Below are 21111 nucleotides of genomic sequence, written 5' to 3'. Positions count from 1 at the left end.
ACCACTAATACGGATACCCTAACCGCGAGCAATATCACGATGAGATGAAAAAACGGTAGTCCCGCTCACAATTCGTTTGCGTACACGATCCTCACTAGACGCTATGTGGTACATAGCTTGCTCCGCCATTTAGAACAGCCGCAGGGGTTTAATAAAGTCGGCGGCAATAATCACAATGGACATCAGAATGAAAGCACCCGCTACAACATAGGTAAGCGGCAGAAGCTTGACCGGGTCAAACGGACCGGGATCGGCACGGCGGGTAAGCTTGGCGAAGCCACGTCGAATTGCCTCCCATAGAGCACCAAAAACATGCCCTCCATCCAAGGGTAGAAGCGGAAGCAGGTTGAAGGCGAAAAGCATCAGGTTCATTCCGGCTATCAGCGAGACTAAGGTCGCAGTTTTTGCTTTCAGATCGATACGGTCTGTCGAGGCCACTTCACCGGCAATCCGGCTTACCCCCACTACGGATACCGGGGAGTTCGCATCGCGTTCCTGATTCGAGAAGAGATTCGCTCCCAGCTCCCATACGCGCTGTGGAAGCGACCACATGGAATGTGCAATACGTCCCAGCGTGTCGCCCACATTAGGCATTACATCGCCCAACGAGCCTGGAACCATCTCCGAAGTTGGTGAGATACCGATAAAGCCGCCGGTCATCATCTTGAATGACCCATCGTCGTTAAGCACATATTCTCGGGTCTTTTCATCCACGACCGGACGCTCCAAAAGCGCCGGGGTCATGGTGAGCTGCTGCTCAGAACCATCGCGTTCAATGGTGACGGTTACGGTATTATTCCCTGCCTGACGGATGTTAGAAGAAACCTGTTCCCAGGTGCTCGTGCGGTTGCCGTTGATAGCAACTATACGGTCATCTTTACGCAGTCCTGCCGCTTTCGCGGGAGACGGTGCCGAAGAGTCAGTACATTCGGAATATGAGATACGGTCTTCGGTGATCGTTGCTTTTGGCACGCAATCGGAAACCGATGCCACTTTATTAGTTGCAGACAGGGTTCCAAAACCGCAGATGAGAATGGCGGTGCATACGATCCCGATGAGCAAGTTCATGCTAGGCCCGCCCAGCATGATAATCATGCGTTTATACACGGGAAGTTTATAAAACAGGCGATTTTCATCTCCGGGTTTCAGGCGCTCTAAGTCAGCCTCACGGGCCGCATTCGCCAAAGACCCAAAAGGACTGGTAGTTCCGGCGCGAAGAGTTTCGATCTCGGGTTCGTGTTCTTCCTCCACGCCAGTGGTACCCTCGGCGTTCCCCTCTGCGGGATGCTCCATCGCCCGTTTCGCGCGTTCCTCATGTTCGGGCGCAGGCGGATACATGCCGATCATCGAAATATATCCGCCTAAAGGAATGGCTTTAAACCCGTACTCAGTTTCACCGCGGCGGAACGAAAAAATAGTTTTTCCGAAACCGATCATATATTGCGGTACACGCACCTTAAAGAGTTTCGCAGGTACCAGGTGTCCCACCTCATGCAGAGCAATAGACAGCGCAATAGCTATCGCCATGATGATGACGCCTGCGGCGTAGAGCAGAATCTCCACATTTCTCCTTCGCAACAAAAGGTACGGGTTCTCAAGCGGTTTCCCGCGAAGTCTCTAGGGTACTCCCCTAAGCTGTGAAATTATAGGGTACGTGGCGCTCAGGTTATGCGCCGCGTAGGGAAAACCTTCGTGATGGTTATGACGGCATCTTCGCGGCGCAGAGCTCACGAGCGTATGCACGTGCCCAAGCTTCGGCGTTCAGAACAGCCTCTAAGCTCATGTCGGCTTCAGCCGTAACCTCGCTACTGGCGGCGTGCGCCTCCAAAACACGCGCCACGGAATCCACAATATCGGTAAACCGAATTTTACCGGCGTGGAAAGCGCTAACCGCTTCCTCATTAGCGGCGTTAAAAACGGTGGGAAAGGTTCCGCCCCGTTTGCCCGCCTCTTTAATCATCTGCACAGCAGGGAAAGCCGTCGAATCAAGCGGCTCAAAAGTCCATGTTTGCGACTGAGTCCAATCGCAGGGAGCCGCTACCTGCGGAATGCGATGCGGCCACGTCAGTCCCAGAGCAATGGGCAGAAGCATGGTCGGCGGGGACGCCTGGGCGATAGTCGCGCCGTCTACGAACTGAACCATCGAATGCACAATCGACTGCGGGTGTACCGCAACATCAATGCGGTCAAGATCAACCCCAAAAAGATGGTGTGCCTCTAACACCTCAAGGGCCTTATTCACCATAGTTGCCGAATTGGTTGTGACCACCAGCCCCATATCCCAGGTAGGATGCGCCAGCGCCTGCCGTGGGGTAACGTCTTGAAGCATGTCACGGGTATATCCTCGAAAAGGTCCACCTGAGGCCGTGAGAATCAGCCGGTCTATCTCGGCGTCGGTGCCACTGGCTAATGCTTGAGCAAGAGCCGAATGTTCCGAATCCACGGGAACCATCGGGGCTTCTAACGGTGAGGCATCAACGGCAGCACGCACAAGCGGTCCACCCGCGATCAGAGATTCTTTATTTGCAAGGGCAACCCGGTGTCCCGTTTTGAGGGCGGTCAGTGTGGGTTCTAAACCGATAGATCCGGTAATACCGTTGAGCACCACATCCGCCGGATGCGCCGCCGCCTCAACGCTGGCACGTTCTCCCCAGACGATGCGCGGACTGTACCCACTAATGCCCACACTGCGGGCGGCCGCATCAAGGTATTCTTGCAACCGTTGTGCATCCTGCGCCGGGCCGCTGGTGGCAACAAGCTCGGCACGTACCCGAACTGCCTGCTGTGCTAATAATTCGAGGGAGCGTGAACCGGCGCTGAGAGCTACAACCTTCAGCGGTGCATCCTCAGCATCGACGGTGGTGCCCGCAAGACGCGCAAGATGCTCTATAACCTGTACTGCTTGGGTGCCAATAGACCCGGTGGAACCGAGTAAAGTAACCCTTCGAGCATCGCAAAGTCCATGTTTAAGAGCATCAGTGAGGGTTTCGCGGAAGCCCCCAACCCGAGTAGAGGAACCAAACTTCATGTTTACTAGTATCGCATGCTGCCAGCACGGCCTCAGAAGGTCCTGCGGCTACCAGCAACGTCTCTTAGGTCAGATCTTGGATAAGCTCGATACAGCGATCCATAAAGGCATCAACCTGGGTTTCTTCATAGCTCACCGAGCCGGTCGCAGACCTAAAGACAGCGTTACGAATAACGGATGTATCAAGCGGTTCTTCGCTATTGAGTTGAGCATAGATATGATGGCATACCTTATCAACATCACCCACAAAATACCCGGCGTGCTTGCGTTTAGAGGGGCGGCGGAAGCGTTCACCATCCGGCCGCTCTAGTCGCTGTGCCAGAAGCTCACCCGCGTCTACGAGGGACAGCTCCCAATTGCTTAAACCGTACTGTTCGATATAACGGCTGCGTTCCAGCTTGGCAAAACGTTCTTCTATACGCTCTAGAGCGCGATCGACGTCCCCTACCGCATAGCCGCCGGGCTCGGTACGAAAAACAACCTGGCGAATAAGCCGCGACGTGTAGATATTAGCGTGCTGCTGTACGGCGCCGCTTAGCTGTTCGTAATCCTCGGCTAGTCGAGCAAAGAGACGATCGACCTCGGTTCGTTTATAACCAGGTTCGAGTTCTGCCGCACGGCCGAAGCCGTTATCTGTACGACTAGTATTCGTTGCCAAGGATTCTCCTTATCATCAGGCAGGGCACACGACGTGAGTGGCTCGTGTGCGTACCCTACGCATAAAGTTTTCGCTATCTTGTGTTCCACTCTAGAGAGGAAGCACAAAGGTAAAAATCAAACACCCAACCGCGGCCGCAAAAAGTACCGAGTCCAGACGATCCATCATGCCGCCGTGCCCAGGCAGGATATTTGACATATCCTTAATGCCTATTCGACGTTTAAAAACAGATTCTACAAGGTCACCCGCCGTAGAGGCGACAACCATAACTGCGGCAAGCGGTATTCCCCAGTACCATTTCTGCCCCAAAATACTTAGCGCAATACACGCTACCACGGCAGACCCAAGATAGGAACCGGCAAAGCCCTCCCAGCTCTTCTTTGGCGAAATGGTAGGTGCTATAGGATGTTTACCCCATATAACACCGGCAATATACCCGAAAGTATCGTTGCTGACGGCCATAAGAAGGATCATCAGGATGCCTGCCCAACCGCGCTCGGTGCTAAAGTACACCATCGAAATTCCGAGGGTCAAGGGTACCCATCCCAAAATTAGAATGAGACCCCTCAAAACTTTATACCGTGAGGCTGTGCGTTTCCTGGGTACCACCAAGGTGACACAAGCAAGTACTAGGGTGACAGTAACGCAGGAGATCCCCAAACCAGTGAATCCCCAAATATACGCTGAGACTATGGGGATCGGAGCCAGCACCGTCACCAGGGTCAGGGGTAAATTGTAGTCGCGTTTTTTGTTGAGTGCGGAGGCAAGCTCCCAGCTTCCCAGCCCGGTAGAGATCGCGCAGAGAAGCACAAGAAACGGAGGAAAGAAAAGCCCTGTAGTCAGCACCGCGCCGAATGCTACGCCTACGCCGATAGCGGCGGGTAAGTTGCGCCCCGCTCGGGATGCTGTTTTCCCTGGGGCGGGGGCTGTTTCGCTCTTCTTATCCCCCGTATCTTCTCGTGTGTTCATCTCTGAGCCTTAAACCTCAAGCAGCTCAGATTCCTTGTGCTTGTAGAGCTCATCGATAGTATCTACATGTTTCTTAGTGAGGGCATCAAGCTCTTTTTCGGCACGGGCACCGTCGTCCTCACCGATCTCGCCGTCTTTCACAAGCTTATCAATGACGGTTTTAGCATGGCGGCGCACATTACGTACCGAAACTCGAGCTTCCTCGGCTTTGTGGTTGACCAATTTTATGTATTCTTTACGACGCTCAGAGGTCATCTCGGGCATAACCACGCGGATAGCGGCACCGTCGTTGCTGGGGTTTACACCCAAGTCAGAGTCACGCACTGCTTTTTCGATAGCAGCTAAAGCGCTCACATCAAATGGAACAATCTTAACCGTACGGGCATCTTCAACGTTGAACGACACCAGCTGCTGCAATGGAGTCGGCGCGCCGTAGTAGTCTGCGGTAATAGAGCTAAAAATCGCAGGGTTCACACGTCCAGTGCGGACCTTGGCGAATTCTGTTTTGATAGCTTCAATGGTCTTATCCATCTTCTCGCCGGCTTCGGCAAGGGTTTCTTCGATCACGACGGAATCTCCTTTATAGGGGAAGTCGGCTCATGCCGATTTTGGTAGCTACGGCTACGGGAAACACCAAACGGTGCAAACCGCGACCTAGTTATAGTTTAGTCGCCCGAGACTATCTCGGGCGACTTCTCACCGTTTTTTCCTTATGGCTAAGCCGTTGAACGGCTTCTAATGCAAGGAGTATAACGGCATAACGTTTCTTTAGCGGGTTACAAGAGTACCCATCTTCTCCCCCAGAATAGCGCGGGTTACGTTACCTTCGCCCTGCATGCCGAAGACGCGCATCGTCACGTTATTATCGCGACATAGGGAGAATGCGGTCTGATCCAACACGCGAATGTTGCGTTGCATAGCTTCATCGTAGGTGAGGTTATACAGGCGCTCAGCCTGAGGGTCTTTATTCGGATCGGCAGTGTAGATGCCGTCCACACCATTTTTTGCTACCAGAACTTCGTCAGCGTGAATTTCCAAGGCTCGCTGGGCAGCTACGGTATCGGTCGAAAAATAGGGCAGACCGGCACCGGCGCCGAAAATAACCACACGGTCTTTCTGCATGTGGCGAATAGCGCGGCGAGGAATGTAGGTTTCTGCAACCTGCGGCATAGTAATAGCAGACTGTACGCGGGTATCAATACCTTCTTGCTCCAAGAAATCCTGAAGAGCCAGAGAGTTCATCACGGTACCGAGCATGCCCATATAGTCTGCGCGGGAACGATCCATACCTGCCTGTGAAAGCTCGGCGCCACGGAAGAAGTTACCGCCGCCAATCACGATGGAGGTCTCTACCTTACCCACAGTTGCTGCAATCTGCTGTGCAATATTACGCACAACCCCGGTCGAAATACCAACTTCTCCCCCGCCGAAAACTTCGCCTGAGAGCTTGAGTAGAACACGGCGACGACCGGTGTCGTCTCGATGGATTGGGTGCGTGTGCGAGTCGGTCATAAATACCCTCCAACGGATAAAACTTATGCTGATAACGGGGTGAACACTCAATAGTCCTTATCAAGGATACGCTACGGAAACACTGTCTTGTGGTACACCCTTCGATATTTTTCTCTCTCATTCGACATGCCAGAAGGCGTAGAGATTGAGAGACTAAATGCTCCGGGCATATAAAACCCTATAAAACCTCAGGTCAACACTGTATCTGCAAGATAATCTATACAGAAAATAGGTTCTGGAACTTTCTTTGCGCTAGGTGCGCAACCTGCACAATATTTATACAAAAAAAGTCGGATGCTCACCCTTCACAGGGCAAGCATCCGACTTTAGCATATAGCCTCAGATAAAGGCTGTCTGCTTGAGGAAAGCTCCTAGAAACTAGGCACCAACGCGGAAACGTGCGAAACCGGTAGCGGTTGCGCCAGCCTCAGAGAGAGCCTGTGCCACAGACTTCTTGGTGTCTTTTGCGAAGTCCTGGTCAAGCAGGGTGTTCTCTTTGAAAAAGCCCTTGAGACGACCCTCAACGATCTTATCCAGAATCTTCTCGGGCTTGCCCTCAGCAATTGCGGTCTCACGTGCAACACGCTTCTCAGCTTCAACCTGGTCAGCCGGGATAGACTCAGAGTCCAGGTACTTGGGGCTCATCGCTGCGATGTGGACTGCTACGTCGTGCGCAATTTCATCAACGTTATTGCCGGAAACAGCAAGCAGAACACCAACCTGTGCGGGCAGGTCCTTAGAGGTCTTGTGCAGGTAAACTGCCACGTTCTCGCCTTCAACACGTGCTACGCGGCGCACCACGACCTTCTCACCCAGCAGGGCGGCAGCATCGGTGGTGAGCTCTTCAACGGTCTTACCCTCGAAGGATGCGGCCTGCAGCTCTTCCAGAGTGGATGCGTTAGCCGCGATAGCAGCCTCCAGCACGTTACGCCCGAAGGTAATGAAGGGTTCGGACTTAGCCACGAAGTCGGTTTCAGAATTGACCTCAACCATGTAACCAACGCCGTTTTCTACGCGAGCTGCAACCAAACCTTCAGCGGTTGCACGACCTTCACGCTTGGTGACGCCCTTCAGACCCTTCACACGGATAATCTCCATTGCTTTCTGCTGGTCGCCGTTAGCCTCATCGAGAGCTTTCTTGACGTCGAGCATACCTGCGCCGGTCTTCTCACGCAGTGCCTTGATGTCTGCTGCAGTGTAGTTCGCCATGTGAACTCCTCTTTTTCCTTAATTTAAGATGTAGGCGTGATAACGCCCATGAGCTATGAGCGGACGGCACCTTACCCGCCACAGGGTAGGTACCGTCCGTACTGCTTTTCCCATCGTGGAAAAGCTAAAGCCTACTTAGCTTCAGCCGCCTGAGCTGCCTCGTGCTGCTCTAGCAGTTCGCGCTCCCACGCAGCCATAGGCTCTTCAGCAGCCTCTGCCTTACCGGTCTTCTTAGCATTACGCTCAATGAGACCTGCAGCGACAGCGTCTGCCACCACACGGGTGAGCAGGTTGACGGAACGGATCGCATCGTCGTTACCAGGGATGGGGAATGCAACTTCGTCAGGGTCACAGTTGGTGTCAAGAATAGCTACCACGGGGATGCCCAGCTTCTGAGCCTCGTTAACCGCCAGGTGCTCCTTCTTGGTATCAACAACCCATACGAGGGAGGGAACCTTGCTCAGGTTACGGATACCACCCAAAGTCTTTTCGAGCTTCTCAAACTCGCGGCGCATCAAGAGCAGTTCCTTCTTGGTGTAACGAGAACCTGCGACATCGTCAAAGTCGATCTGCTCAAGTTCCTTCATACGCTCAATGCTCTTAGCAATGGTGGAGAAGTTGGTGAGCATACCACCAAGCCAGCGGTGGTTAACGTAAGGCATATTCACGCGGGTAGCCTGCTCAGCAATAACTTCCTGTGCCTGCTTCTTGGTACCCACAAACAGAATGTTGCCGCCGTGTGCAACGGTGGATTTAACAGCCTCAAAAGCCTTATCGATGAATTCGAGGGACTGCTGCAGGTCGATGATGTAAATGCCGTTGCGTTCGGTGAGGATGAAACGCTTCATCTTGGGGTTCCAACGGCGGGTCTGGTGACCGAAGTGAACGCCGGAATCCAGCATCTCACGCATAGTTACGACGGGCATGTCGTCTCCTTTATATCAGGGTGCCGCGCTGACCTCCCATCTCGGGCTAGCCACACGCGCGCATAGTAGTTATCGGTTTATCCTAGTGGCGATTAGACATTCGGGTTGCCCCGTGTCTCAAGCCCTGACCGCTTGTTCTAAGCGGACCGAAGGTCTTTTATCACCTGGTACTTAGGTTCCAGGTGCTCACACCACGCGTCGTCAGCGAGCCTTTCCGTTACCAGGCTAGGCACACTGCAATAGAAAATTGTACCTGATATTTGGGTCTTAAGTCTTTAGTACCATGAGCTTTTCGTCCGTATAAACGTGGTTTTTGTAAAAATTTTTGCTACCACCTCACTTGAATCCGTAGAATCACGAGTCTTCATATTTTGGAAGTTTGTGAAAAACGCTGAGCCATCTCACCTGTTTTTCACGAAAACGCTAAATACCGTCTGTGGATATCGAATAAAAATGTCCCGAAAGGGTAAGTTTTCCACAGTACAGCCTTGTACATATCTTTATGCGTCTTCGACTATGGTGTGCTCGAAGAATGATATGTGATTGGTTAGGGGCGTGGATACACCGCGCGGGTCTGGCGGCGCAGGCACGTATTTTTACGATGTCCAGACGACACTTTGTATCTGCGCTGCGGCGTACTCCCCTGTTTCTTCTAGTACGCTGGCGCTCAGGGCATCCTATAAAAGTCCGGGTACCTTCTCCAATATTCTTGCGGGTTTTAACAATCCAGATCATAGTCCTTACCGTGGCATTATCTTTAGGCTTCGAGCCACACGTCAGCGGTATAAAGTACCGACACGGTCCCCTACAGATCATGTACACTTCTGCGCGTTCATGGATTTCACCTATATCTGGAAAACCTCATGTTATTCATGCCTTTATCAAGCCCAGTCAGCGGTGGTCGGCAGGGCATCGCGGAGTCGATCTTGAAGCAACAGAACAGGACCAAGTGCGCGCTCCGGCGCCTGGAACCATAGTTTTCTCGGGAACTGTCGTCGATCGACAGGTAGTAGTCATTGAGCATCCGAACGGGTATAGGTCGAGTTTCGAGCCCGTCACCGATCCTCTGCCAGTCGGTACTCACGTTCAGGCGGAGCAGGTTATCGCTCGGGTGGATGCGCATCCCGCAAAACCTCGGTGCTCTACCACATGCCTTTACTGGAGCGTTCGGCGCGGCGGCGACCACAAGAACGGAAGCGGCAAAAACGCAGAATATATTAACCCTATGCTTCTGTTGGGACCAGCAGAACCAACTATACTACTTCCCGTTGACGAGAGTTTCAAAGCCTGAAATATTACCTATATGTCGTGAGCCCCGCATCGTGCACGATGCGGGGCTCACTGTGTGCCTGACCAACCGGTCTCTGCTTTGCTATACGTTATGGCACGGCACTACTGCAAAAAGTCCTGATCACTATCACCCGAAACGGGTTTCTGCTGTGACTTTGCAGCGTGCTTCGGAATAGGAGCCTGTTGGGCGGGCAGCGGAATAGTACCGTCCGTTTCAGCCGCATAGGAGCTTCCGGACGAGAACGCAACGGTCGGCGAATCGTCGCCGTAATTGAGAACATCCGAGTCAGAAGCTGTGTAGGCTGCTGTCGGCTGCGCCGCTTGCTGTGCAGCTCGGCGTTCGCGTGCCTTCTGGCTTGCGCGACGAATGCGCTTGCGGAAGATGAAGAGCACCAACAGAATCAGCAGAAGCAGACCGAGCAAAATAGCATCCACCACAAAGTCCGTCATGGTAAACCCATGCGCTGGAATGGTGAGGGATGAGGTATTGACATAACCCTCCGAACTATTAACCGTAACGTTACGCCCGTCGCCAGAAAGATGTGAATCTTGGCGACCAAACATAGAGTTACTTCCCTGCAGAGCATCGGTTTTAACCGAGCTCATGATAGGGAGTTCAAACTTGAAACCGTAGTTTTTGGGCTGTAGCTGACCAAAACGCTCCTGCAGGTTAAACTTGGGCGAAACCGTATAGTCTGCCCCGAAAAGATTAACCCCGCCAGGATGATGAATCGTCATTTCAGAACCGGGTAGGTAAGCACCAATACGGGTATTGAATTCCGCAGAATCTTTGCCCCGTATCTTTGCTGAATATATCGTATTATCGCCGTCAGTACGTTCCTCAAATGTCGCTTGAGCCTCATCAGGCCCTTGAACGAAAGACTTAAGGGCATCCCCAGCCTGCGCGACATCAGAACTCTTAAAGGCAAGCTCAAACCTCGCTTCAACAGAACCGTCCATACCCAGCGCAGAAGTCACGTTTAGGCTTTCAGGCTGAATCGTGCGCGAATTCTTTAGGTTGACTTTTATTACCCTATCCGACGCGGATGCGCTTGAGCTTGAGCTATTCGACGAGCCGTAGTCCTGGTCAAAATTTTTACCGTCGTCAGAGAAGCTAAACTTCACCCCGTAGTTGGTTCCCGGTGAACACACACGGCTGCAATCAACTGAACCTGTTATATGCTCAATGATCTTCACCCCAGAAGAATCAGTTTTAACTTCTTGGGAACTTTCTAACGCAGTCTCTTGAGTACCCAGAATTTTCTGAAGTTTAGCATTGAGATCCTCGAAAGAATCGGCAGTAAATTTTAAGTTGCGACCGCTTTCATCTTTACCAGATTGCGTGGACGGTAAGCTCCGGTAAGACTTTTTGGCGATTTCTTCGTCAATACCCTTGGTAAGCTCAGCTCCCTCAGGTTTCACCGAGTTAAGATAAGTGTCTACAGCACTTACCCGGTCAGGTACCATGATCTCTTTTGCGAGAAAGACAAGCTTGGCGTTGTATTTACCGTCCTTCTTATCGACTGCAATCACAACTTCGTCAAACCCATTATCTTTGAGGTCTTTAGCTTGAACCTCATTGGAGGACTCTGTTGTTTTAATTTCGCGACCTTCAAAGGTAACGCTGTTTTTCCCACTTGACTGCAGGACATTGTCTTTGCGTTTTGCTTCGACCAAGCCGTCTGTTACAAGCGCTTCGGGAAGCCACTTGATAAGGTCCTGCGAGGTGAAGTTTTCAGAGACTTCAAGGCCCTGAACCAAACCGTCTTTGCTGTCGCTAATCAGAATTTTGGGTTCTTTATCAAAGCTTGAAGCCTTCAAGATAGCGGAGACTTTAGTACGATACTCATCTACGCTATTAAAATTCACTTTGAAGGTGGCCTGAGCATTATCGCCTTCGGTTCGAATGCCCTCATAATCAAGTTCTTGAGGCTTGTGTTTCTTAATCGAAGCGTCAAGAGCGTTAACGTCACCCTTGAGGTAATCTTTGTTGTCTTTCAAACTGAAAGACACTGTAATGGTGCGGGAGCCTTTCTCGGAATTTTCAAGCCCAAGATTTGTCTCAACTTTTGCACCACAGGCAGACATAATGAGCGCTAGAACCGTCAGAAAGACGGCAAGGAATCCAAGTCTTCCTTGCCGTCTTGACGAGCGCTGCTGTAGTAGCTGGCTCATCTTACGATGCTCCTAGAGGCTTGATGCCAAGGGGTTAGGCATCATCTGGAACGCAATGTTGTATACAATGAGGGCCACAAGAACCCATGCAGTTGTAAGAAGAGCGTGCATTAACACAGGAGATTTCTCAAAACGACCCAGGCGATTCAGCCCCAGGTAGATAAGAGACTCACCGATCACAATCGAGAACGCAAAGATTGCTACCAGAAGATATATCGTCAGGGTGGGGTTCTCTGCAAAGTTCTTCCCATTTGTACCCATCGTGAGAAGAACAAAGAGGTAGAGCAGAAGATAGGAGCCAACCAAAGGAAGAGCCGCAACACCTGCCGCGCTCATGCAGTCGTTGAAACTCGACTGAACTTTTCCGATACGAGCGGTCAGCATGAGCTGCAAGCCGCGCAGAACGTGAATCGCAAAAATTGCGACAAAGAAAATCAGGAAAATCATGACGGTCTGCCCGAAGTTTCCTCCCTGAGAGGAGCTCCCCCGGCTACCGTAGAATGATCCGCGGAACATGTAGAAAAGCCCAAGAAGACCGCTGACCAGCTGCGTAATGACCAAAGAGCCTGCGAAGGACTGTGCTGCTACAGCGATAATCCATCCCCAAGGTTGGCTGTCCTGCAGTCTTTTATGTGCGTCGCCCGGCTGGCTCTTAAAGACATCAAGGAAGCTGCCCCAAACATTCTTGAGAGCTTCAGCAAAAGGGTTTGGCGCTGCCGGTGCTGCTGGCTGGGCGAAACCAGCATGTGGGTCTCCCTGAGGCTGTGCAGGGTTTTGCGGGTTAAACCCGTTCGGCTGGGGAATCTGCTGGTTCGGAGCACCCGGAACCGGGTTTCCAAACTGATTAGGATCCTGCTGGTATTGTCCGCCCTGCTCCTGGGGAGGTACAGACTGGTGCATATTAGGGTTCCCATACGGTTGAGCGGGGTTGGGATTCTGGTACCCGTCATTGCCATAGCCTTGAGGATGTTGTGGCTGACCTTGACCGGACTGCGGAATATTCTCACTCATCATCTGATCCTTATCTCGGATTTTCCTATGCAACAAGCCGATATACACTCGGGACGTTGCTTCAAGAAACCAGATAAGTCTGAAGATCTCATGGCTAAGCCTTATTCCAGGAAGAAGGCGCTGGAGCAACAGTACTCCGTGTGTTTATCGGCGATGTCTCGCGTGTGCATGCGAGGTTACTTTTTACCCTACCTTAAATCTCGCCTTTACTCACGATAATTCGTCATATCTTCAGAAAATAAGGTATTTATTCTTCTTCTAATTTCTTCACGCGACGAGTCACTACGATGGGGATAGAGATCAGCACCACGATGAGCAGGGATGCTACGACAATCCCAGCAATCATAATTGGCCTGTAGTTGCGGGGAGCCTTCTGCATATGAATTTCCATTGTGGCGGTGTTAATACCCTTGGCGCGCACATGAATTGCCCCATCGGACTGATCTACAACAGTATTAGCAGGAGGATTTACCACCGCCATACCGTCCGGCGCCACCACAATATATTCACTGTCGCCACTGAATCTATCGGTGACTTTAGCATCCGCAACGAGCTTGGCACGCAACGTCAGCTGATCGTTCTCACCCTTCTCAAGACTTACCTCGCTACCGGGCATATAGTTATTGAGCAAACGTTGGAAATCTTGAACTTTGATATTGCTGATCCGGGTAGTAAAGGTACGCCCTATACCCTGCTCATTACGCTCCATATTATGTTCACCGGTCTTTGTATTGGAGGCACCAAAGATCTCATTAATACTCCGGCTAAAAAGCATTGCGTCGAGCGGGCTAAAGGTATATTGGAAGCTCGCACTCAAAGAAGACTCGGAGCTGATGTAGAAAGTGCTTGAAAATTTCTCAGGAACCACTCGGCGACTCATCGTATAGCTGACAACCGAAGATGTACCAGAATCGTATTTTGCTGCCTCGTTGACGCTGTACAAAGCTTCGTCGCCGCTCTTACCCCAGGATGCGGGCGCTGCCACAAGCCCCAATGGCGGGGATGACATGCTCGCATCACAAATACCGGCACAATCAATATGCACATTCGCGGTTGATAAAAGCTCTTGATTTTCTCCTGTGGACTCACTGAAAGAGATGGAATTATTCTTGGTTCCGAGAAGCTGTTCGAGGTCTCTATTAACCTGGTCGATGCTATTCGCAGTAAATGTTACGTGCCGACCCTGCGCTTCTTTCGGGATAAGAGCATCTTTACCCACAAAATACGGCTGATACGAATGAATATCGGACTCTACCTTTTGGTTATCAACTTTGACGGCCTCCAGATAGGTATCTAGGTCTTGAAGCTCGCTTTGCCCAATCTCACCTTTAAAATCTCCGAGAAGCAAGTGCCCCTCAAAGGTACCGTCTTCCTTGAGCTGAAGCACAAAAATAAGATTGCGAACATGGGGCGAAGGAACATCCTGCTGATCTGCGCGAGCTGCTGTCAGGAAGGCCGAGCCGTGATCGTATGTAGGCACCGGCGCAAGAACGGGTGCCGCCACGCCAAGAACAGAGGCGAGGGTAAACGCGGTGGCAAAACGCAGAAAGCGGCGCTCATATAAACCGTGTAGCGCTCTCATGCAGGATTTATCGGTGGTCATTATTCCTCTTTTGAGTGAGCCGGAGTCTCTAACAGGGGTTCCGAGAGAAAATGGTGCTTTTCAAAAGTAGCTGGCAAACACTTTATCTCTCAAATGTTCGTATCTAATGTAGCGTGTTTATGCTCTCTGTTCTAACTCACGTAACTCGAACCCCGATATAAAGCGAAAAGACCCCGCTTGGCGACATGTAATAAATGAGTCATACCGAGCGGGGTCTGTAGGGAGTGTGGGACTTGAACCCACGACCAAAGGATTATGAGTCCTCTGCTCTAACCGGCTGAGCTAACTCCCCTAGAGGCTTAGCGCGTAAGCCACGTCTCTAGAGTACCTGAGGGGTACAGTTTTGGCGAATCTTAGACACACCTTATTTTTCAGAACGTTGAGCAAGAAAACGCTCATAGGGGGCATCCGATACATATAATTCCTCAAAAGTGCGCCAGGTATTCTCCGCACTATGGAATTCCACAATACGGCGGCTCTCACGCCCCATCTGCTCGCGTTCAGCGGCAGGTAGACGAAGAATTGCTGTAAGTTTATCCGCCAAATCCTGCGGATTATTAGGCTCAAAGAGGTATCCGTTAACGCCTTCTTCCACGAGATGTGGAAGCGCTAGGGCGTTTGCCAAGACTACGGGGGTGGATGCGCTCATAGCCTCCAAGGAGACAAGCGACTGCAGCTCTGCGGTCCCAGGCTGACAGAAAATATCTGCCCTCTGGTAAACACCCGGCAGTTCTTCGTCCGGAACAAACCCGCGGAACGTTACTCGGTTTTCAACACCGCATTCGCGTGCCTTCTGTTCGAGGGTTTCACGAAGCTCGCCGCCTCCAGCGATATCAAGGCGAACGTGGTCAAGGTCTTCGGGGAGAAGAGAGAGCGCCTCAATAAGCACATCCACGTGCTTCTCTTCAGCAAGACGGCCCACGAAGGTTACACGCAGTTCGCCGGGTGCTTTGCCCAAATCTGCGCCCTCAGCAAGCTCGTAGTCGCTGATTTCAATGCCGTTAGAAACGGGCATAACGGGGCGAGTAAATCTTCCAAGATCTCGCATCGCATCGGCGCCGATCTGAGTCGGAGTTGTCACCACCGCCGCATATTTGAAAAGACGGCGCATATCCGCCCAGGTAATGTGCGCATACACCTTTTTGATGGGTTCCGGGAACGGCAGGAATGGATCTAAATTTGCGGGCATAAAGTGGTTAGTGGCGATAACTCGAATTCCACGCTTATGTGCCTGCTTCAGTAATGCGCGCCCGATAATGTAGTGGCACTGCACATGAATAACATCCGGCTTAACTTCGTCAAGGATACGACCCACCTCAGCGTGGATTTCCCAGGGAATACAAATGCGGTTGGTTTCATGAGTGGGGGGCAGATGCGAACGCAGACGGTGCTCGACGATGCCGCCCTCTACGACGGTTCGGTAGCTAGGTCCACGGCTGGGATTTGCGGCAACTACGTGTACTTCGTGCCCGCGCTTGAGCATAGAGGTCGCTAGGCGGTGCCCAAATTGTGCCGCGCCGTTCACATCGGGGGGATAGGTCTCAGCACCGATCAGGATCTTCTTTGCCTGCTGCATCGCCTGTTCTCCTTGGTCTGACTTCTCAGGTGTATGGGGTGTTCTTCATTATTTTATCGGGTGTTATCGCGTTCCTCAGCATAAATAGGCCTTGGAGTTCTCTGAGAGTCGCCTCTATACGCACTCAAAATTGGCCCGCCACCGCGGAGGTGACGGGCCAATATACGGAGTTTGTGGTGCAGGTACTTGCGTTAACGTCGCACAATCTTTCGGAGGAAGAGTACGACTGCAGAGAGCGATGCGCCCAGAGTTGCGAAGGACTTCCACCGAGCCTTAACAACCTCAGGCTTGGATGCATTGCTGACCATGTTGCGCCCAGCGGTAGCCGCGCTGCTGGGCGCGTTCTGCACACCGGTCTTTGCGGAGTCTACGGTTGATTGGGTGAAGGATTGAGCATTCTGTGCGTACTTCTGCATATCATCGCGCAAAGCTGCAAGGTGTGCGCGACGTTCTTTAGTGCGCTGTTGAATCTGCTCAATGGTGAGCGGCTTGGGTTCTTCTTCGCCGCGTGCCTTACGCTCCTCAGCTTCTTGGCGTGCCTTCTCTGCAGCGGCCTCACGCTCTGCCTGCTTGCGCGCTGCACGCTCAGCCTGCTCTTGTTTCAAACGGGAGGCTGTCATTGCGCTGCCCTCACGAAGCACACCGAGATCGAAGAGAACGCCGAAGATTGCCGATTCGGGAGCAAAGGGCAGTTGGGCTTTAACTTTTTTATATCCGATAAGCCCTAAGATGGCGAGAATAATGAGGAAGACGCCTGCCCAAATCAGCGCCGAGGCCCATAAAGGTACAAGCTGTCCAAGAAGGAAGATAAGCAGACCGATAATAGCGATGACCATGAAGCAGGCAAAAACAGCTGCGACGGCGAGGAAGGCTGCACCTTTGCCAAGAGCGACGCCTTTGGTCTTAAGCTCGTGCTTTGCAATCTGGACTTCGTCTTTGACCTGGTTAATACCTAGGGTTTTAAGTACCTTAGCGGCATCAAAGAGACCCGCGATACTTGACTTAATCCCTGCAATGCCTGCTCGTATGCCTTGGGGATTAGTGTTTGTGGTCATGCCCACCTCTCCGTGATTGTTCTGTGTGGAGCTTCTGTTTAGCACCCCACGGTTATTATTCTAGCTCTATTCTTACCGCAGGTGTGTTGTTACACAGCCGCCCCAGCGATCACACCAACCAAACCGTATGGTTTTTCTGCTCTCATCAAATCTTCAGAAGGCGGCAGTACACGGTTTTATGGTGCGTAGGGTATCTTTCGCATTCTACCGTGTGCTGTGTAATTTCTCGAAAACTTTTATGCGTATGCATTCATATAGTGTTCGAGACAGAGATGTTTGATGCGCGAGAGGGTTCTTGTGCGAGGGTATTTAGAGCCCTCCAGCGTTGAGAAAACATGGAGCGGGTTACTGGCAAAATCCAGTCACCATACAAAAAAGCCTCGGAGCTTTGCTCTGAGGCTTTTAAATGCTCCCCCGACTGGACTCGAACCAGTAACCCTTCGATTAACAGTCGAATGCTCTGCCAATTGAGCTACGGGGGATTATCCCGTTACGGCGTTTATCCGCAACGAGTAATAACTATACCGGCTGTTTGTTGCCTCCGCAACTTAGGGTATAGTGATGTACCTTACTAGTTTTTTGTGAGTGTTCTGCGGCGCATTTCAAGTTCTAAAAGCTCTCGCTGCACGTGCGCATACTCTTCACCATCAGAGGCCGAACTGAGCTGCTCCAGGCGCATCATGAGGTCGGATTTCTGTCGGGTGATCTGGTGGATAAAGAGACTGTTGAGGGTACCCTCAATAAACCTGGGGAGATGTTCTTCGTGGGCTATGGGCAGCGCCGCCACACTCAGTTCGGCGATCGCGGGGTGTACCTCGGCGATAGTACCGGACCGCACTACGTTGAGCCATTCAACCCCGGCAGCGGGCGCTACCGTGGAGGCCGCGTGTATGATGCCTCGAGAAATTTCGCGGTGCATACGGTAGCGGAATTCTACGCGGGCGAATTCCTGCCACTGGGATACGCTCATCAAGTGAGGATGCTGCAGGGCGATTTCGAGCGCGGCCTTTTCGAGACGAGCCACGGGGTCGGCAGGGTCGGGGGCGAGTATTGGCTCTCCCCCGGCGGTATTTGCCACGCTAGTATCACTGTGCATAGTATTTCCGGGGTTCGCGGAACCTTCTGGCTGAGGCGCAGGGTTTCCAGCAGATGCGTTCCACGGTTGAGCTGAGTAGTTCTGCGGATCCTGCTGCTGACCGTATCCAGATACCTGCTCGTACCGGGGCGTTTGGGCCTGCTGAGCCACCGGTTCGTAACGCTTTTTCTGCTGCGGGTGGCGCTGGGCGTAGGCAACTGCACGCTGTATTTCCTCAAGTTCCATACCGAGCTGTCCAGAGACTTTACGCATATAGGCCGGGCGCAGGTCGCGGTCCCTGATTCCGGCGATAATGGGCGCGATGGCGCGCATCGCCAGCACACGCCCCTCTAGGGTGGTCAGGTCGAAGCGTTTGAGGGTTGTGTCGATGACGAATTCAAAGAGCGGACGGCGAGAGGCGATAAGGGATCGTACCGCCGCATCGCCCCTGTGCAGGCGAAGATCGCACGGGTCCATACCTTCTTGGGCGACCGCCACGTATGTTTGTGCCACGAAACGCTGATCCTCCTCAAACGCTGCGAGCGCGGCTTTCTGCCCCGCAGCATCGCCATCGAAGGTAAAGATAATTTCTCCGCCAGAGCCGTCATCGGTGATCATGCGGCGTACCACTTTAATGTGCCCTGCACCGAAGGCGGTGCCGCAGGTTGCTACGGCAGTTTTGATGCCTGCCAGGTGTGCCGCCATAACATCGGTATAGCCCTCGACGATGACGACCTGTTTGGTTTTGGTCATCTCACGTTTGGCAAGGTCGATGCCGTAGAGCACTTGCGATTTTTTGTATAGCGGCGTTTCGGGGGTGTTGAGGTATTTGGGGCCTTGGTCGTCGTCGAAGAGACGGCGTGCCCCGAATCCGATGGTTTCGCCCGCTACGGTGCGGATGGGCCAAATGATACGCCCACGAAAACGGTCGTAGAGGCCGCGGTTTCCCTCAGAAAACATACCGGTAGCGCGCAGTTCCTCGTCGGTAAATCCTTGGGAACGCAGATGTTTGAGCAGATTGTCCCAGCCGCGGGGAGCGTATCCAACCCCGAAGGTTTTGGTGGCGGCCGGGTCGAACCCGCGAGCGCCAAGAAAGCGTTGTGCTTCCCCCGCGTTCGCTGAGTAGAGGCTGCGTTCAAAGAACTCTGCGGCGATTTTGTGTGCGTCGAGAAGTCGGCGGCGCAGGCTTGCTTCGTACCTGTCTCGCGGGTTTCCACCTTCATAGTGCAGGGTGTAGCCGATACGCGCCGCTAAGCGTTCAACGGTTTCAGTAAACCCGGTGTGTTCCATCGCCATAACGAAGGAGTAGACATCACCGGATTCGCCGCATCCGAAGCAGTGGTAGGTGCCCATTTGCGGGCGCACGTTGAAGGAGGGCGTGCGTTCGTCGTGGAACGGGCACAGCCCTTTGTACGCGCCGATACCTGCACCTTTGAGGGTTACGTATCCCTCAACGATTTCGCGGATGTCGGTACGGGCGCGTACTTCATCAATGTCTTCTTTGCGGATTAGTCCAGCCATCGTCTCATTTCTGCTGCACCGTGCTGTAATACAGTTTTAGGTATTTCATGCCCGTCTATACACGGGTCTCTGTCTTGTCTTTGCCGCGTGGAAGGCTGCGGCTACCACAAGGGCTTCTCCCCCAGCATCCAGGGGGTTCCGTTAATGCGTTTATAGAGCGCAACCGCCGACCTGTCGGTTAGGGATGCCACTTGATCAATGACAAGGCGCAGGCGTGCATCGTCGTCATGAGTCCCCAGCTGCGCGTAGTCCGTTCTGAAGATGCTGTCGATATACTGCGGGTTTGCGCGCTGGGAATCTTCGTAGAGCGCTTCAACTAGAATACCCAGTATTTCGTGCTGGTGTTCGTAGTGGGGTTGGGCGTCACGAACCGTCATAACGAATGCTGTTGCGATCCCCTTCATGACGGCGATTTCGTCTCGGGTATCTTCCGGTACGATCAGTTCGGCGCTGTAGCGGGTTAGCGGGGTGTTTCGCCCATAACGTTCACGGGTTGCTTCCACAGCGCTCCAGGCGAAACGACCGATGAGTTTACTGGTGAGTCCCTTGAACTGGGCTAGGGAGGCGCGCGAACCGGTCATGCACGGAACCCACCGGTTCAGGGTCTCTAACCGGCTGAGTGCCGCATCCAGCTGTTCGTCAGTAGCGGCTGGCAGATACCATTGGCGGGTCATGTCGAAGACGGCTTGCCGATGCTTCGCCTCACGCAGCTGTTCTAACTGCACGTGCCCGCCGAAGACTGCATCTTCAACGTCGTGCACCGAGTATGAAATATCGTCGGCAAGGTCCATAACCTGCGCTTCCAGGCATTTGCGCTGGGACTCTACCCCGGCATCACGCGCGCCCTCGCGGAACCATTCAAAGACCGGCAGGTCATCCTCGTAAACACCGAATTTGTGGGTTTGGGTACCATCTGCGCGACGTGGTGCATCTGTGCGCGTCCACGGATATTTGCAGGTTGCGTCCAGGGATGCTCGTGTCAGGTTCAGACCCGCAGATACGTCATGTTCGGCGATCACTTTCGGTTCAAGGCGGCTGAGCAGCCTAAGGGTTTGGGCGTTGCCCTCGAACCCGCCCATATGGGCGGCGAGCTTGTTCAGGGCACGTTCACCGTTATGTCCAAAGGGCGGATGCCCCAGGTCATGAGAGAGGCAAGCAGTATCAACTACGTCTGGATCGCATCCGAGCATCCCGCCCACTTCGCGCCCGACCTGGGCGACTTCAAGGGAATGAGTGAGACGGGTACGCACGAAATCGTCCGTATCCGGGTTCATGACCTGGGTTTTAGCGCCTAGACGCCGCAGCGCAGAGGAGTGAAGCACACGGGCACGATCGCGTTCAAAGGGGGTGCGATCCCGGAACGGATGTATTTCGGGCACCCAGCGTTCCGAATCGTCGGGGGTGTACCCTGCGGGCAGGTTCCATTCCCAACGTTCCTGCCCCTCTTCGGCAATGCGAGTCATCGCTCCTCCGTTCCTGCTTCCGGTGCGTCTGGCACATTGT

At 52.9% G+C, this 21111-nt stretch carries 16 protein-coding genes and 2 tRNA genes; 1 reads left to right on the top strand and 17 read right to left on the bottom strand.

From position 1 onward, the window contains the following. Window positions 1-129: 129 nt before the first annotated feature. The 8 genes from HMPREF2625_RS06470 to rpsB form a co-directional block, all read right to left on the bottom strand. Entirely contained in the window at window positions 130-1563 is a 1434-nt protein-coding gene (locus HMPREF2625_RS06470; protein WP_070523124.1) for a M50 family metallopeptidase, read from the bottom strand. Window positions 1564-1699: 136 nt separating this feature from the next. Beyond that, window positions 1700-3028 (bottom strand): 1-deoxy-D-xylulose-5-phosphate reductoisomerase, encoded by a 1329-nt coding sequence (dxr, locus tag HMPREF2625_RS06465; RefSeq protein ID WP_004006231.1) that lies wholly within the window; start codon window positions 3026-3028, stop codon window positions 1700-1702. Between the two features lie 64 nt (window positions 3029-3092). Then, the gene (locus HMPREF2625_RS06460) at window positions 3093-3686 is read right to left on the bottom strand and encodes a DivIVA domain-containing protein (RefSeq protein WP_004006230.1); all 594 of its coding nucleotides are present in this window, start codon (window positions 3684-3686) and stop codon (window positions 3093-3095) included. Between the two features lie 90 nt (window positions 3687-3776). Continuing rightward, the gene (locus tag HMPREF2625_RS06455) at window positions 3777-4655 is read right to left on the bottom strand and encodes a phosphatidate cytidylyltransferase (protein ID WP_004006229.1); all 879 of its coding nucleotides are present in this window, start codon (window positions 4653-4655) and stop codon (window positions 3777-3779) included. Window positions 4656-4664: 9 nt separating this feature from the next. Further along, the gene (gene frr / locus HMPREF2625_RS06450; RefSeq protein ID WP_004006228.1) at window positions 4665-5222 is read right to left on the bottom strand and encodes a ribosome recycling factor; all 558 of its coding nucleotides are present in this window, start codon (window positions 5220-5222) and stop codon (window positions 4665-4667) included. Between the two features lie 201 nt (window positions 5223-5423). Continuing rightward, entirely contained in the window at window positions 5424-6167 is a 744-nt protein-coding gene (gene pyrH / locus HMPREF2625_RS06445; RefSeq protein WP_004006227.1) for a UMP kinase, read from the bottom strand. Window positions 6168-6545: 378 nt separating this feature from the next. Beyond that, entirely contained in the window at window positions 6546-7376 is an 831-nt protein-coding gene (gene tsf / locus HMPREF2625_RS06440) for a translation elongation factor Ts (protein ID WP_004006226.1), read from the bottom strand. Between the two features lie 131 nt (window positions 7377-7507). After that, entirely contained in the window at window positions 7508-8302 is a 795-nt protein-coding gene (gene rpsB, locus HMPREF2625_RS06435; RefSeq protein ID WP_004006225.1) for a 30S ribosomal protein S2, read from the bottom strand. Between the two features lie 814 nt (window positions 8303-9116). On the opposite strand from rpsB, the gene HMPREF2625_RS06430 reads away from it, so the two are divergent. After that, on the top strand, window positions 9117-9593 hold the full coding sequence (locus HMPREF2625_RS06430) for a M23 family metallopeptidase (RefSeq protein ID WP_246826727.1): 477 nt from the start codon (window positions 9117-9119) through the stop codon (window positions 9591-9593). A 101-nt stretch (window positions 9594-9694) separates the two neighbouring features. Here HMPREF2625_RS06430 and HMPREF2625_RS06425 read toward each other — a convergent pair whose 3' ends face one another. The 9 genes from HMPREF2625_RS06425 to HMPREF2625_RS06385 form a co-directional block, all read right to left on the bottom strand. Next, window positions 9695-11767 (bottom strand): hypothetical protein, encoded by a 2073-nt coding sequence (locus HMPREF2625_RS06425; RefSeq protein WP_070523121.1) that lies wholly within the window; start codon window positions 11765-11767, stop codon window positions 9695-9697. Between the two features lie 12 nt (window positions 11768-11779). Continuing rightward, window positions 11780-12778: a Yip1 family protein gene (locus tag HMPREF2625_RS06420; protein ID WP_239652986.1), complete on the bottom strand. Its 999-nt coding sequence runs from the start codon at window positions 12776-12778 to the stop codon at window positions 11780-11782. Window positions 12779-13025: 247 nt separating this feature from the next. Continuing rightward, window positions 13026-14381: a hypothetical protein gene (locus tag HMPREF2625_RS06415; protein WP_070523116.1), complete on the bottom strand. Its 1356-nt coding sequence runs from the start codon at window positions 14379-14381 to the stop codon at window positions 13026-13028. 218 nt (window positions 14382-14599) lie between these two features. Further along, window positions 14600-14673, bottom strand: a tRNA-Ile gene (locus HMPREF2625_RS06410). 72 nt (window positions 14674-14745) lie between these two features. After that, a complete protein-coding gene (locus tag HMPREF2625_RS06405) occupies window positions 14746-15957 on the bottom strand; it encodes a glycosyltransferase (RefSeq protein ID WP_004006220.1) in 1212 nt (403 codons plus the stop codon). A 191-nt stretch (window positions 15958-16148) separates the two neighbouring features. Next, the gene (locus tag HMPREF2625_RS06400; protein ID WP_070523110.1) at window positions 16149-17012 is read right to left on the bottom strand and encodes a phage holin family protein; all 864 of its coding nucleotides are present in this window, start codon (window positions 17010-17012) and stop codon (window positions 16149-16151) included. Between the two features lie 409 nt (window positions 17013-17421). Continuing rightward, window positions 17422-17494, bottom strand: a tRNA-Asn gene (locus HMPREF2625_RS06395). Between the two features lie 89 nt (window positions 17495-17583). Then, the gene (dnaG, locus tag HMPREF2625_RS06390) at window positions 17584-19608 is read right to left on the bottom strand and encodes a DNA primase (protein WP_070523107.1); all 2025 of its coding nucleotides are present in this window, start codon (window positions 19606-19608) and stop codon (window positions 17584-17586) included. Window positions 19609-19709: 101 nt separating this feature from the next. Next, on the bottom strand, window positions 19710-21071 hold the full coding sequence (locus HMPREF2625_RS06385; RefSeq protein ID WP_013398715.1) for a deoxyguanosinetriphosphate triphosphohydrolase: 1362 nt from the start codon (window positions 21069-21071) through the stop codon (window positions 19710-19712). Between the last annotated feature and the right edge of the window lie 40 nt (window positions 21072-21111).

Origin of the sequence: Rothia sp. HMSC064D08, assembly GCF_001809525.1 — a bacterium.
Taxonomy (GTDB): domain Bacteria; phylum Actinomycetota; class Actinomycetes; order Actinomycetales; family Micrococcaceae; genus Rothia; species Rothia dentocariosa.
This window is presented reverse-complemented; position numbering and strand designations above follow the sequence as displayed.

Excerpts from the sequence above, each read along its gene's own strand:
- dxr (WP_004006231.1), bottom strand. The coding sequence starts at position 3,028 with ATGAAGTTTGGTTCCTCTACTCGGGTTGGGGGCTTCCGCGAAACCCTC.
- HMPREF2625_RS06455 (WP_004006229.1), bottom strand. The coding sequence starts at position 4,655 with ATGAACACACGAGAAGATACGGGGGATAAGAAGAGCGAAACAGCCCCC.
- pyrH (WP_004006227.1), bottom strand. The coding sequence starts at position 6,167 with ATGACCGACTCGCACACGCACCCAATCCATCGAGACGACACCGGTCGT.
- tsf (WP_004006226.1), bottom strand. The coding sequence starts at position 7,376 with ATGGCGAACTACACTGCAGCAGACATCAAGGCACTGCGTGAGAAGACC.
- rpsB (WP_004006225.1), bottom strand. The coding sequence starts at position 8,302 with ATGCCCGTCGTAACTATGCGTGAGATGCTGGATTCCGGCGTTCACTTC.
- HMPREF2625_RS06430 (WP_246826727.1), top strand. The coding sequence starts at position 9,117 with ATGTACACTTCTGCGCGTTCATGGATTTCACCTATATCTGGAAAACCT.
- HMPREF2625_RS06425 (WP_070523121.1), bottom strand. The coding sequence starts at position 11,767 with ATGAGCCAGCTACTACAGCAGCGCTCGTCAAGACGGCAAGGAAGACTT.
- HMPREF2625_RS06420 (WP_239652986.1), bottom strand. The coding sequence starts at position 12,778 with ATGAGTGAGAATATTCCGCAGTCCGGTCAAGGTCAGCCACAACATCCT.
- HMPREF2625_RS06415 (WP_070523116.1), bottom strand. The coding sequence starts at position 14,381 with ATGACCACCGATAAATCCTGCATGAGAGCGCTACACGGTTTATATGAG.
- HMPREF2625_RS06405 (WP_004006220.1), bottom strand. The coding sequence starts at position 15,957 with ATGCAGCAGGCAAAGAAGATCCTGATCGGTGCTGAGACCTATCCCCCC.
- HMPREF2625_RS06400 (WP_070523110.1), bottom strand. The coding sequence starts at position 17,012 with ATGACCACAAACACTAATCCCCAAGGCATACGAGCAGGCATTGCAGGG.
- dnaG (WP_070523107.1), bottom strand. The coding sequence starts at position 19,608 with ATGGCTGGACTAATCCGCAAAGAAGACATTGATGAAGTACGCGCCCGT.
- HMPREF2625_RS06385 (WP_013398715.1), bottom strand. The coding sequence starts at position 21,071 with ATGACTCGCATTGCCGAAGAGGGGCAGGAACGTTGGGAATGGAACCTG.